Source organism: Pseudomonas sp. P8_241 (assembly GCF_034008315.1).
In the GTDB taxonomy this organism is placed as follows: domain Bacteria; phylum Pseudomonadota; class Gammaproteobacteria; order Pseudomonadales; family Pseudomonadaceae; genus Aquipseudomonas.
In genome coordinates, this window is the sequence record NZ_CP125377.1 from 5,238,191 (window position 1) to 5,250,149 (window position 11,959).

Consider the following 11,959-nt stretch of genomic DNA (forward strand, 5'->3'; position numbering starts at 1 on the left):
TGATGCTCGCCAACTCGTCTGACCCAAAAGACCCCGTCACAGCGACACAACCGATCAAGGCTGAGCGTTTACGCCTGCTTGATCAGATCAGCAAGTACCGCCAACCCATCGGCCTGGCGGTCACACTTTTGCTGTTCACGATCGCTCTAATTGCCTGTCGACACTTGCTGAGCGAACTCGACCTCGACGCGCTGCACGACTCGATTCTCGAAGTTCCGCAACCGGCCTTGCTTGGCGCTCTGGGCGCAACCGTGGCGGGTTTCATCATTCTGCTGGGTTACGAGTGGTCCGCCAGCCGCTACGCTGGCGTCAGACTTGCACCCCGCACATTAGCGCTGGGGGGGTTCACGGCATTTGCCATCGGCAACGCCATCGGCCTTTCGATGTTGTCGGGCGGTTCGGTTCGCTACCGCCTATATGCCCGTGATGGTGTAGGCGCGGCCGAAGTCGCCCGCATGACATTGTTTGCCAGCCTGTCGCTGGGCTGCGCCCTGCCCCCGCTGGCCGCACTGGCAACCCTCAGCAACCTGCCTGCGGCTTCCGCCGCCCTGGGACTCTCCGCGACCCTCTTGGGCATCATTGCAACAGCCGTGCTGCTGCTGTTCTCGGTTCTGGCCATCGGGATCTACCGACGTCGCCTGCCGGAACAGCCTTTACCTGACAATCTGCTGGTCAAGATCGGACGCCGCACGTTGCGCCTGCCGGGTCGGCGCCTGACCTTCCTGCAATTGATCATCACCGCCCTGGACGTGGCCGCCGCCGCAACCGTGCTGTATCTCTTGTTGCCCGAAGCGCCACCATTCGGCGCATTCCTGCTGGTGTATCTGCTGGCCCTGGCCGCCGGCGTGCTCAGCCATGTGCCGGGCGGTGTCGGCGTGTTCGAAGCGATCTTGCTGGCGGCTTTCTCCGACACACTGGGCGCTGCGCCACTGGCCGCCGCCCTGCTGCTCTATCGCTTGATCTATGTCGTGCTGCCGCTGCTGATCGCTTGCCTGCTGCTGCTGATCAACGAAGGTCAACGCCTGTTCCAGACGCGCCAGACCTTGCGCGCAGCTTCTGGCTTGGCCGCGCCGATCCTGGCGGTGCTGGTGTTCCTGTCCGGTGTGGTGCTGCTGTTCTCCGGGGCAACGCCGGAAATCGATACACGCCTGGAACACATCGGATTTCTGATCCCTCATCGTTTGGTCGATGCTTCGCACTTTGGCGCCAGCCTGATCGGTGTGCTGTGCCTGCTGCTGGCCCAAGGCTTGCGTCGTCGTCTGTCGGCTGCGTGGATGCTGACCACCATTCTGCTGCTGGTGGGCGCCCTGCTCTCGCTGCTCAAGGGTTTTGACTGGGAGGAAGCCAGCCTGATGGTGCTGACGGCGAGCCTGCTGGGGGTTTTCCGGCGTTCGTTCTATCGCCCGAGCCGCCTGACCGAATTGCCATTTTCGCCGCTTTATCTGGTCGCCAGCCTGTGCGTACTCGGTGCGTCCATGTGGCTGCTGCTGTTCGCCTATCAGGACGTTCCGTATAGCCATCAACTATGGTGGCAGTTCACCCTCGACGCCGATGCCCCACGCGGTTTGCGCTCGCTGCTCGGCGCGGCAGTGCTGTTGGTGGTGGTGTCCCTGACCTGGCTGCTGCGCACCGCTCGCCCGGTGATCCATCTACCGACACCTGAAGAGCTAGAGCGAGCGAGCAGGATCCTCATGGCCTCCGCGCAACCGGACGGTGGCCTCGCGCTGACCGGTGACAAGGCGCTGCTGTTTCACCCTAACGACGAGGCGTTCCTGATGTACGCCCGCCGTGGCCGCAGCCTGGTGGCGCTGTATGACCCTATCGGACCTGGCCAGCAACGGGCCGAAATGATCTGGCAGTTCCGCGACCTGTGCGACATCCATCACGCCCGTCCCGTGTTTTATCAAGTACGTGCGGAGAACCTTCCGTACTACATGGACATCGGCTTGACCGCGATCAAGCTCGGCGAAGAAGCCCGGGTCGACCTCAAGCGCTTTGATCTCGAAGCCAAGGGCAAAGAGATGAAGGACCTGCGCTACACCTGGAACCGCGGCACCCGTGACGGCTTGTCCCTGGAGATCCATGAGCCGGGGCAGGCACCGATGGATGAGCTCAAGGTCATTTCCGATGCCTGGCTGACCGGCAAGAACGTGCGCGAGAAAGGCTTCTCGCTCGGCCGCTTCAGCGATGACTATCTCAAGCATTTCCGCATTGCAGTGATTCGTTTCGAAGGGCGCCCGGTGGCGTTCGCCAACCTGCTCGAGACCTACAACCATGACCTGGCCAGCCTCGACCTGATGCGAGCGCATCCGGAGGCCCCGAAACTGACCATGGAGTTCATGATGGTCGGCCTGATTCAACATTATAAAAATCATGGATACGCGCGTTTCAGCCTGGGCATGGTGCCGTTGTCGGGGTTGCAACCCCGTCGTGGCGCACCGTTGACCCAGCGCCTGGGCTCGATGGTATTCCGCCGTGGTGAGCAGCTCTACAACTTCCAAGGCTTGCGCCGCTTCAAAGACAAGTTCCAGCCTGACTGGGAACCCCGTTATATGGCCGTGCCCGCCGGACTCGATCCGCTGGTTGCCCTGGCCGACACTGCTGCCCTGATCGCGGGCGGCTTGACTGGATTGGTGAAACGCTGATGATTCAACGCTCCCTGAAGTACATCCTGGCGGTACTGATTGTGCTGGCCGTGATTCTCGGTGGCGGTTTCTGGTACCTCAAACGCCCGGCACCGGAACCGACCCTGGAACAACTCACACCGGCCGATGGCGCCGTCATGACCCGCGTTACCCCCGGCACGACGCCCAAGGCTCAGGTGCTGGTGGCGGTCAATGATGACCAGAAGCTCAATGACAAACAATTGACCACCCTGAGCCGTAGCGCTTCAGCGCAAATCGTCCAGGTGATCCTGCCCAAGGACTGCCTGCTGCAAAGTCGCGCCCTGCAAGCCGGCCTGCGCGAATTGAAAGGCCCGGCAACCCTGGTCAGCGGTATTGGCCCTGGCGCCGTGCTCGCCTGGCGCTGGTTGTCGGAGCAGAAGAACGACAAGGCCCAGGCGGTTTCTGTGGACCTGGCCCTGGAAAAACCCGGCGGTTGCACCCACCTGTTACCGAAAAGTGCTGCCCACGGTCACTGGCTGGTAGCGTGGAATGACAACCCGGACGATACCAGTGCCGGCTTCGTGCGTGACCAGCCCAACGCCGAAACCAGCATCAGCGACTACGACATCAACCTGCCGCAAGTGCTGAACAACGAACTGCGCAAGATCCTCGTCGGCGGTGACAAAGCCGCTGGCGGCCTGCAGATCCCGGTGGTCGAAGTGCCAGCGGGTCAGGCCAAGGACACCGTGACCCTGTTCCTGTCCGGTGACGGCGGCTGGCGCGACCTCGACCGCGACGTAGCTGGCGAAATGGCGAAGATCGGCTATCCGGTGGTCGGCATCGACACCCTGCGCTATTACTGGCAACACAAAAGCCCTGAACAAAGCGCGCTGGACCTGGCCGAACTGATGCAGCATTACCGGCAGAAATGGGGCACCAAGCGCTTCATCCTGACTGGCTACTCGTTCGGTGCGGACGTCCTGCCGGCTATCTACAACCGTCTGGCCGAATCGGAACAGCAGCGTGTCGACGCGATCATCCTGCTGGCTTTCGCCCGCACCGGCAGCTTCGAAATCGAAGTCGAAGGCTGGCTCGGCAACGCCGGCAAAGAAGCCGCCACCGGCCCGGAAATGGCCAAGCTGCCAGCCGCCAAAGTGGTGTGCATCTACGGTGAAGAAGAAAGCGACGAGAGTGGCTGCACCGACAAGACTGCGGTGGGCGAAGCCATCAAGCTGCCTGGCGGCCACCACTTCGACGAGAACTACCCGGCGCTGGCCCAGCGCCTGGTGGATGTGATCGAGAAGCGTCAGGCGAAGGAAGCCGAAGCGAGCGCTCAAGAGTGACCTGATAGAGCCTCCCAAAAAGATCGCAGCCTTCGGCAGCTCCCACATGGAGCGGCGTACGCCCCGTAGGAGTTGCCGAAGGCTGCGATCTTTTGAACACAAAAAAGCCCCCGCTGCCGCAATGGCAACGGGGGCTATTTGTTGGGGCTTACATCTCCACCTGCGTCCCCAGCTCAATCACCCGATTCAGCGGCAGATTGAAGAAGCGCAAATTGCCATTGGCGTTCTGCAACATGAAAGCAAACAGCGCCTCGCGCCAGCGGGACATGCCTTCGAGCTTGGAGGCAATAACCGTCTCACGGCTGAGGAAATACGTGGTGCGCATCGGGCTGAAGTCCAACTCGTCGAGGTGGCACAGTTTCAACGCTTTGGGTACATCCGGCTCGTCGGTGAAGCCAAAGTGCAGGATGACCCGGAAGAAGCCTTCACCGTAGGAATCGACTTCAAAGCGCCGGGACGGTGGCACCCGCGGGATGTCCTCGTACACCACCGTCAGCAACACCACTTGCTCGTGCAGCACCTGGTTGTGCAACAGGTTGTGCAACAGCGCATGGGGCACGGCATCCGGTCGCGCCGTCAGGAATACGGCAGTGCCCTGAACACGGTGCGGCGGCTGTACGGCGATACTGCTGATGAAGATCGGCAGCGGCAATCCACCCTCATCGATACGATCGACCAGCAACTGCTTGCCACGCTTCCAGGTGGTCATCAGCACGAACAGCGCGAGACCGGCGATCACCGGAAACGCACCGCCCTGAACGATTTTCGGCACGTTGGCGGCGAAGTACAAACCGTCGACCAACACGAAGCCCAACAGAACCGGCACCACCAGGACTGGCGGCCACTTCCACAGCAGCAAAATCACTGCCGACACCAGAATGCTGGTCATCAGCATGGTCCCGGTCACGGCCACGCCATAGGCCGAAGCCAGAGCACCAGAGGATTCAAAGCCCAGCACCAGCAGGACCACGCCGACCATCAGCGCCCAGTTGACCGCACCGATGTAGATCTGGCCCTGCTCGGCGCTTGAGGTGTGCTGGATGTGCATTCGCGGAATGTAACCGAGCTGGATCGCCTGACGGGTCAGGGAGAACGCACCGGAAATCACCGCTTGCGAGGCAATGACCGTCGCCAGGGTCGACAGCCCCACCAGCGGGATCAACGCCCAGCTTGGCGCCAGCAGATAGAACGGGTTGCGGGCCGCTTCCGGGTCACCGAGCAGCAAGGCACCCTGACCGAAATAGTTCAGCACCAGCGCCGGCAGCACGAGGATGAACCACGCACGGGCAATCGGTTTACGGCCGAAGTGGCCCATGTCCGCGTACAGCGCTTCGGCACCGGTCAATGCCAGCACCACGGCGCCAAGTATCGCCACGCCCATGCCCGGATGCACGATGAAAAAGCGCACACCCCACGCCGGGTTCATCGCTTGCAACACTTCCGGGTGCTGAATGATGCCGTAGACGCCCAGTGCGCCCAGCACCAGAAACCAGGTGACCATGATCGGCCCGAACAGAATGCCAATCCGCGCCGTGCCGTGACGCTGGATCAGAAACAGCGCGACCAACACCACCAATGACAGCGGCACCACCCAATGGTCGATACCATCGAACGCCAGCCCCAGGCCTTCAATCGCCGAGAGCACGGAAATCGCCGGGGTGATCATGCTGTCGCCATAGAACAGCGCCGCACCAATCAGCCCGCAGACCACCAGAAAGCCGCGCAGTTTGGCATGCCCCGCCGCCGCTCGCCGGGCCAGCGCGGTCAAGGCCATGATCCCGCCTTCACCCTGGTTGTCGGCGCGCAGGACAAACATCATGTACTTGATCGACACGACCCAGATCAGCGACCAGAAGATCAGTGCCAGAATCCCCAGCACGCCGTCGTGGTTGACCGGTACGCCATAGCCGCCGGAAAACACTTCCTTGAGGGTGTACAACGGACTGGTGCCGATGTCGCCATATACCACCCCGACTGCGGCGACCAGCATGCCGATCGGTTTCGCCGCCGAATGCTCGGCGCCCGCAGCCTGACTACTTGCCTGACCCATCCACCACTCCTACTACCCAGACCCGGGCTTCTTTGAAAGAAGCACTATGCTTTGAGGTGCAGCATGCGCTGTTTTACTTCAGGTTACAGACGAATTATTGACTGTAAAAAATCGGTAAACCCCAACGGCGCGAAGCATAGCGCAGCACTCGTCGTATTTCCCTGCATAAAGCTGGTCAAGTGAACGACTCATCGCTAGAATTGCGCACTTTTTGATCAGAGGCGCACTTCAAGCGCCCGTCCGTCGGTTTGCCCTACGCGGCAGCGGCGTCACAAAACACCGAGGTTAGACATGTCCACCACTCCTGCGCCGGCCAATCCAAAGGTTGGCTTCGTATCTCTGGGTTGCCCCAAAGCACTGGTCGACTCCGAGCGCATCCTGACCCAGTTGCGCATGGAAGGTTATGACGTGGTGTCCACCTATCAGGACGCCGACGTCGTGGTGGTCAACACCTGCGGTTTCATCGATTCGGCCAAGGCCGAGTCTTTGGAAGTGATCGGTGAAGCCATCAAGGAAAACGGCAAGGTCATCGTCACCGGCTGCATGGGCGTCGAAGAAGGCAACATTCGCAACGTACACCCGAGCGTGCTGGCCGTGACCGGTCCGCAGCAGTACGAGCAAGTGGTCAATGCCGTGCACGAAGTCGTGCCGCCGCGTCAGGACCATAACCCGCTGATCGACCTGGTGCCGCCTCAAGGCATCAAGCTGACCCCGCGCCACTACGCCTACCTGAAGATTTCCGAAGGCTGCAACCACAGCTGCAGCTTCTGCATCATTCCGTCGATGCGCGGCAAACTGGTCAGCCGTCCAGTCGGTGATGTGCTGGACGAGGCCCAGCGCCTGGTCAAGTCCGGCGTCAAAGAGTTGCTGGTCATTTCCCAAGACACCAGCGCCTATGGCGTCGACGTGAAATACCGCACCGGCTTCTGGAACGGCGCGCCGGTGAAAACCCGCATGACCGAACTTTGCGAAGCCCTGAGCACCCTCGGCGTATGGGTTCGCCTGCACTACGTTTACCCGTACCCGCACGTCGACGAACTGATCCCGCTGATGGCCGCCGGCAAGATCCTGCCGTACCTGGACATCCCGTTCCAGCACGCCAGCCCGAAAGTGTTGAAGTCGATGAAACGCCCGGCCTTCGAAGACAAGACCCTGGCGCGCATCAAGAACTGGCGCGAGATCTGCCCGGACCTGATCATCCGTTCGACCTTCATCGTCGGCTTCCCCGGCGAAACCGAAGAAGACTTCCAGTACCTGTTGAACTGGCTGACCGAAGCCCAGCTTGATCGTGTCGGCTGCTTCCAGTACTCGCCGGTCGAAGGCGCTCCGGCCAACGACCTGGACCTGGAAGTCGTCCCTGACGACGTCAAGCAGGACCGTTGGGACCGTTTCATGGCACACCAGCAGGCCATCAGCTCGGCTCGCCTGCAAATGCGCATCGGCCGTGAGATCGAAGTGCTGGTCGATGAAGTCGACGAGCAAGGCGCCGTTGGCCGCTGCTTCTTCGATGCCCCGGAAATCGATGGCAACGTATTCATCGACAACGGCAGCAACCTCAAGCCGGGCGACAAAGTCTGGTGCAAGGTGACTGACGCCGACGAATACGATCTGTGGGCTGAACAGATCTAAACGCAAAAAATACACAACGCCCCGCTCTCTTGACGAGATGCGGGGCTTTTTTACGGCTATCGTTTGAGGTTGAAAGGATTCTCATCAATCACGCATATAGGGCAGACAGGCATGCGTCAGCATTCGGTCATCCACACGCCGAAACAAAGCGATTACGAAGAACTGACCCGGGTCTGGGAGGCGTCCGTGCGTGCCACCCATGACTTTCTGCCGGACAGCTACATCAACCTGCTGAAAAACCTGGTACTGACCCGCTACCTGGATGCAGTGATGTTGATCTGCACAAAGGATTCGGACCAGCGCATCACCGGGTTTGCCGGAGTCGCGGCGGGCAAGATCGAAATGCTTTTCATCGAGCCGACGTATCGCGGCCAGGGCCTTGGCAAACGGTTACTGCGTTATGCCCTGGAAAACCTCAACGCCGATCAACTGGACGTCAACGAGCAGAACCCGCAAGCCCTGGGCTTTTATTTCAAGCTAGGGTTTGAAGTAATCGGTCGCTCTGAAGTCGATGGCATGGGGCAGCCGTATCCGTTGTTGCGCATGCGCATGCGCATGCGCCAGCCGCAACTATTGACGCGCAATGGCTGACACGCACCGACTAAAAACTCTACGGTGCAAATGGAGCCGGGATTAACCGGCGCCAGGCAGGTACAATGCCCACCCCCTTTTTGTTACGGCCCTGACATGACTGACCCGATTCGTCTCTCCAAACGCCTCATCGAACTCGTCGGCTGCTCCCGTCGGGAGGCTGAGCTGTTCATTGAGGGCGGCTGGGTCACCGTCGACGGCGAAGTCATCGACGAGCCGCAGTTCAAGGTCGACAACCAGAAAGTCGAACTGGACCCGGAAGCCAAGGCCACCGCGCCCGAGCCGGTGACCCTGCTGCTCAACGTGCCTGCCGGCATGGACGCAGATACCGCCATGGCCAGCATCAGCGCCGAGACCCTCAGCGAAGAGCACCGCTACGGCAAACGTCCGCTGCGGGGCCACTTCCTGCGCTTGACCGCCAGCACCGACCTGCAGGCCAATGCCAGCGGTCTGCTGGTGTTTACTCAGGACTGGAAAATCCTGCGCAAACTCACCGCCGACTCGAACAAGATCGAGCAGGAGTACGTCGTCGAAGTCGAAGGCGAGATGGTGGCACACGGCCTCAATCGCTTGAACCACGGCCTGACCTACAAAGGCAAAGAGCTACCGGCGGTCAAGGCCAGTTGGCAGAACGAAAACCGTCTGCGCTTCGCCATGAAAAACCCGCAGCCGGGCATCATCGCCCTGCTCTGCCAGGCTGTCGGCCTGAAGGTCATCGGTATCCGCCGCATCCGCATCGGCGGCGTGTCCATCGGCAAAGTGCCGCTAGGGCAATGGCGCTACCTGTCCGGCAAAGAGAAGTTCTAAGGCTTCTTTTGCCGCCACACATTTCGGCGCCGCGCCTGGCCGCGACGCCCACAGCTGAATATCAGGACTGCCCACATGATTCATAACGACGTACTGCGCAGCGTGCGCTACATGCTCGACATCAGCGACAAGAAAGTCATCGAGATCATCAAGCTCGGCGGCATGGACGTGACCCTGCCGGACCTTTTGACCTACCTCGACAAGAAAGAGGAAGACGAGGAAGGCTTTGTCCGCTGCCCGGATGAAGTCATGGCGCATTTCCTCGACGGTCTGGTGATCTTCAAGCGTGGCAAGGACGAAAGCCGTCCGCCGCAGCCGATCGAAGTGCCGGTGACCAACAACATCATCCTGAAGAAGCTGCGCGTCGCTTTCGAACTGAAAGAAGACGACATGCACGCGATCCTCAAGGCAGCCGAATTCCCGGTGTCCAAGCCAGAACTGAGCGCGCTGTTCCGCAAGTTCGGCCACACCAACTATCGTCCGTGCGGCGACCAGTTGCTGCGCAACTTCCTCAAGGGCCTGACTCTGCGCGTGCGCCCGCAATAAGCGGATGGCCTGTTCAGGAGCCGGCTTGCCGGCGAAGGACCCCATAACGTCGCGTTGATCCAACCGATCCGCGCAATCGTTAACGACCATCGCTGGCAAGCCAGCTCCTACGAAGAGCGTGCGAGGCATGATTTCCTGTAGGAGCCGGCTTGCCGGCGAAGGCGGCCTCGAACAACGCTTGCTCCGTGAGGTTCAAGCGGTATCTACCAAGAGCCGCCAATCCGCCGCGCATCATCAACATCGGCTAGCTACGGTGGGTTCAGCCTCTAACCCGATGAGGCGGCTTGAGCGACGTCACTCCAGTGTCTTGAGCCGCCCTTCGATAAATCGCCTCTCGGGCGCCTGCTGAGTCAATTCCAGCGCCCGTTCCCACGCCGCCCGTGCCTCGTCGAACCGACCCAGTTGCCGGCAAAACTCCGCCCGCGCCGAATGCGCCAAGTGGTAATCCTGTAAATCTCCCCGCGAAAGAATTCGCTCGACCAGCGTCAGCCCCGCCAACGGCCCATCGCGTCGCGCCAATGCCGCAGCCCGGTTCAACTCGACGACCGGCGATGGCACCGCTCGCAGCAGCACGTCATACAGACCGACGATCTGCGGCCAGTCGGTTTGCTCCGCCGTCGACGCTTCGGCATGTACTGCCGCAATCGCCGCTTGCAGGCAATAGGGCCCAAAACGCCCAAGGGTCAGCGCCCGTTCAATCAAGGCACAGCCCTCGGCAATCAGGTCGGCGTCCCATAACGCACGGTCCTGCTCGTCCAGCACGATCAACTCGCCGCTGGCGCAGGTTCTGGCTGGCCGCCGCGACTCGTGCAACAGCATCAGCGCCAACAGCCCCATCACTTCGGGGTCTGGCAACAACTCCATTAACAATCGCCCAAGACGAATGGCTTCCCGAGTCAAATCTTCACGAATCAGCGACTCGCCGACAGACGCCGAATACCCCTCGTTGAACACCAGGTAAATCACCCGCAACACGCTGTCGAGGCGCTCGGGCAGTTCGGCAAGACTGGGCACCTGATAAGGGATTTTCGCGTCGCGGATCTTCGCCTTGGCGCGCACGATGCGCTGGGCAATGGTGGCCGGTGCCGAAAGGAACGCGCGGGCGATTTCTTCAGTGGTCAGGTCACAAACTTCCCGCAGCGTCAGCGGCACCTGCGCATCCGATGCGAGGGCCGGGTGACAGCAGGTGAAGATCAAACGCAGGCGGTCGTCTTCCACATCTTCTCCACTCCAGTCGGCCTGCTCCAGCGCTTCCAGTTGCGCCACCAGCAGCGGCCGAGATGCCGCAAACCTTGCGCTTCGACGCAAGGCATCAATGGCCTTGAAGCGCCCGGTGGAGACCAGCCAGGCGCGAGGATTTTCCGGCACACCATCACGCTGCCAGCGCTCGACCGCGATGAAAAACGCTTCATGCAAGGCCTCCTCAGCGAGGTCGAAATCGCCAAGCAAGCGAATCAGCGTCGCCAGAATGCGCCGCGACTCCTGGCGATAAACCCGCTCGACCTGCGCCTGCACCGGTAACCCTGGCATCTTAGGGATTCAACTGCCGAACGGGCCGCACTTCGACGCTGCCGACCCGAGCCGCCGGTATGTTTGCGGCGACCTGGATGGCTTCGTTGAGGTCTTTGGCATCGATCAGGTAGAAGCCGGCCAACTGCTCTTTGGTTTCTGCGAACGGGCCATCGGTGATCGACATCTTGCCGTTGCGCATACGCACCGTGGTGGCGGTCTGTACCGACTCCAGCGCCTCGGCGGCGACCATCCGGCCGCTGCCCTGGATCGACTCGGCATAGGCCATGCATTCAGAATCATGCGGGCTCTCCGGCAGCGAATGCAGCAGTTGCTCATCGCTGTAGACCAGGCATAAATACTTCATCACGCTCTCCTTGAGGAACCGATCAACTATGGCGGCAGCCGGGGGCTTTGACCTGTTTTTCCGATGATCAGGGCTTCAGATCGAACAGCGGCGCGCCAGTCTGCATATCAAACGGCGAAGACCAGTGCTCATGGACGATCTGCCACAACCCGCCGTCCTGCCGATAGCATGCAGACACGCGCATCCAGCATGCCTGGGTTTCGCCCTTGTCGTTGGTGCCGCCGCAATGCGCCAGCCAGTGGGCGAAAGCGAGAGTTTCCGAGGTTTCGATGCTGACCTCGTGAAACTCGAAGAGATGCGGACCCGGACACATCTCCATACACTCCTGCCAATGCGCTCGATAGGCCTCCTTGCCCTTGAATTGCAGGGCCTTGACCGCGTCGAACGAAACGATGTCATCGGCGTACAGTGCCATGACCCTGTCCACATCCTTGGCCATGACGGCCTGGCGGTAGCTGTCGATCAGGTTCTGGATCTGAGTGTGTGCGCTCATGGTGGTTCTCCGTGGTTT

General features: G+C 60.9%; 10 protein-coding genes. 6 read left to right on the forward strand and 4 right to left on the reverse strand.

The annotated features are described in order from the left end of the window. Nucleotides 1-2: 2 nt before the first annotated feature. The gene (gene mprF, locus QMK58_RS23430; RefSeq protein WP_053155481.1) at nt 3-2,645 is read left to right on the forward strand and encodes a bifunctional lysylphosphatidylglycerol flippase/synthetase MprF; all 2,643 of its coding nucleotides are present in this window, start codon (nt 3-5) and stop codon (nt 2,643-2,645) included. Beyond that, complete coding sequence (locus QMK58_RS23435; RefSeq protein ID WP_053155479.1) at nt 2,645-3,949, forward strand: virulence factor family protein; 1,305 nt, start codon at nt 2,645-2,647, stop codon at nt 3,947-3,949. The genes mprF and QMK58_RS23435 overlap by 1 nt, the downstream gene beginning before the upstream one ends. A gap of 148 nt (nt 3,950-4,097) precedes the next feature. Here QMK58_RS23435 and QMK58_RS23440 read toward each other — a convergent pair whose 3' ends face one another. Further along, on the reverse strand, nt 4,098-5,999 hold the full coding sequence (locus QMK58_RS23440; protein WP_053155477.1) for a potassium transporter Kup: 1,902 nt from the start codon (nt 5,997-5,999) through the stop codon (nt 4,098-4,100). A 291-nt stretch (nt 6,000-6,290) separates the two neighbouring features. On the opposite strand from QMK58_RS23440, the gene rimO reads away from it, so the two are divergent. The 4 genes from rimO to QMK58_RS23460 all read left to right on the forward strand — a co-directional run bounded on the left by rimO (nt 6,291) and on the right by QMK58_RS23460 (nt 9,572). Continuing rightward, nucleotides 6,291-7,628, forward strand: a complete 1,338-nt coding sequence (gene rimO, locus QMK58_RS23445) for a 30S ribosomal protein S12 methylthiotransferase RimO (RefSeq protein WP_034146797.1) — start codon at nt 6,291-6,293, stop codon at nt 7,626-7,628. Nucleotides 7,629-7,739: 111 nt separating this feature from the next. Beyond that, nucleotides 7,740-8,219 (forward strand): GNAT family N-acetyltransferase, encoded by a 480-nt coding sequence (locus QMK58_RS23450; RefSeq protein ID WP_320395509.1) that lies wholly within the window; start codon nt 7,740-7,742, stop codon nt 8,217-8,219. A 96-nt stretch (nt 8,220-8,315) separates the two neighbouring features. Continuing rightward, entirely contained in the window at nt 8,316-9,026 is a 711-nt protein-coding gene (locus QMK58_RS23455) for an rRNA pseudouridine synthase (protein WP_053155473.1), read from the forward strand. 75 nt (nt 9,027-9,101) lie between these two features. Next, on the forward strand, nt 9,102-9,572 hold the full coding sequence (locus QMK58_RS23460; protein ID WP_046816549.1) for a DUF1456 family protein: 471 nt from the start codon (nt 9,102-9,104) through the stop codon (nt 9,570-9,572). A 294-nt stretch (nt 9,573-9,866) separates the two neighbouring features. Here QMK58_RS23460 and QMK58_RS23465 read toward each other — a convergent pair whose 3' ends face one another. The 3 genes from QMK58_RS23465 to QMK58_RS23475 all read right to left on the reverse strand — a co-directional run bounded on the left by QMK58_RS23465 (nt 9,867) and on the right by QMK58_RS23475 (nt 11,941). After that, nucleotides 9,867-11,102, reverse strand: a complete 1,236-nt coding sequence (locus QMK58_RS23465; RefSeq protein ID WP_320395510.1) for an RNA polymerase sigma factor — start codon at nt 11,100-11,102, stop codon at nt 9,867-9,869. A 1-nt stretch (nt 11,103) separates the two neighbouring features. Beyond that, the gene (locus QMK58_RS23470) at nt 11,104-11,448 is read right to left on the reverse strand and encodes a YciI family protein (protein WP_053155469.1); all 345 of its coding nucleotides are present in this window, start codon (nt 11,446-11,448) and stop codon (nt 11,104-11,106) included. 67 nt (nt 11,449-11,515) lie between these two features. Beyond that, the gene (locus tag QMK58_RS23475; protein WP_053155467.1) at nt 11,516-11,941 is read right to left on the reverse strand and encodes a YybH family protein; all 426 of its coding nucleotides are present in this window, start codon (nt 11,939-11,941) and stop codon (nt 11,516-11,518) included. Nucleotides 11,942-11,959: the final 18 nt, after the last annotated feature.

Bases quoted from the DNA above. Each gene is read 5' to 3' on its own strand.
- mprF (WP_053155481.1), top strand. From the start codon at position 3: ATGCTCGCCAACTCGTCTGACCCAAAAGACCCCGTCACAGCGACACAA.
- QMK58_RS23435 (WP_053155479.1), top strand. From the start codon at position 2,645: ATGATTCAACGCTCCCTGAAGTACATCCTGGCGGTACTGATTGTGCTG.
- QMK58_RS23440 (WP_053155477.1), bottom strand. From the start codon at position 5,999: ATGGGTCAGGCAAGTAGTCAGGCTGCGGGCGCCGAGCATTCGGCGGCG.
- rimO (WP_034146797.1), top strand. From the start codon at position 6,291: ATGTCCACCACTCCTGCGCCGGCCAATCCAAAGGTTGGCTTCGTATCT.
- QMK58_RS23450 (WP_320395509.1), top strand. From the start codon at position 7,740: ATGCGTCAGCATTCGGTCATCCACACGCCGAAACAAAGCGATTACGAA.
- QMK58_RS23455 (WP_053155473.1), top strand. From the start codon at position 8,316: ATGACTGACCCGATTCGTCTCTCCAAACGCCTCATCGAACTCGTCGGC.
- QMK58_RS23460 (WP_046816549.1), top strand. From the start codon at position 9,102: ATGATTCATAACGACGTACTGCGCAGCGTGCGCTACATGCTCGACATC.
- QMK58_RS23465 (WP_320395510.1), bottom strand. From the start codon at position 11,102: ATGCCAGGGTTACCGGTGCAGGCGCAGGTCGAGCGGGTTTATCGCCAG.
- QMK58_RS23470 (WP_053155469.1), bottom strand. From the start codon at position 11,448: ATGAAGTATTTATGCCTGGTCTACAGCGATGAGCAACTGCTGCATTCG.
- QMK58_RS23475 (WP_053155467.1), bottom strand. From the start codon at position 11,941: ATGAGCGCACACACTCAGATCCAGAACCTGATCGACAGCTACCGCCAG.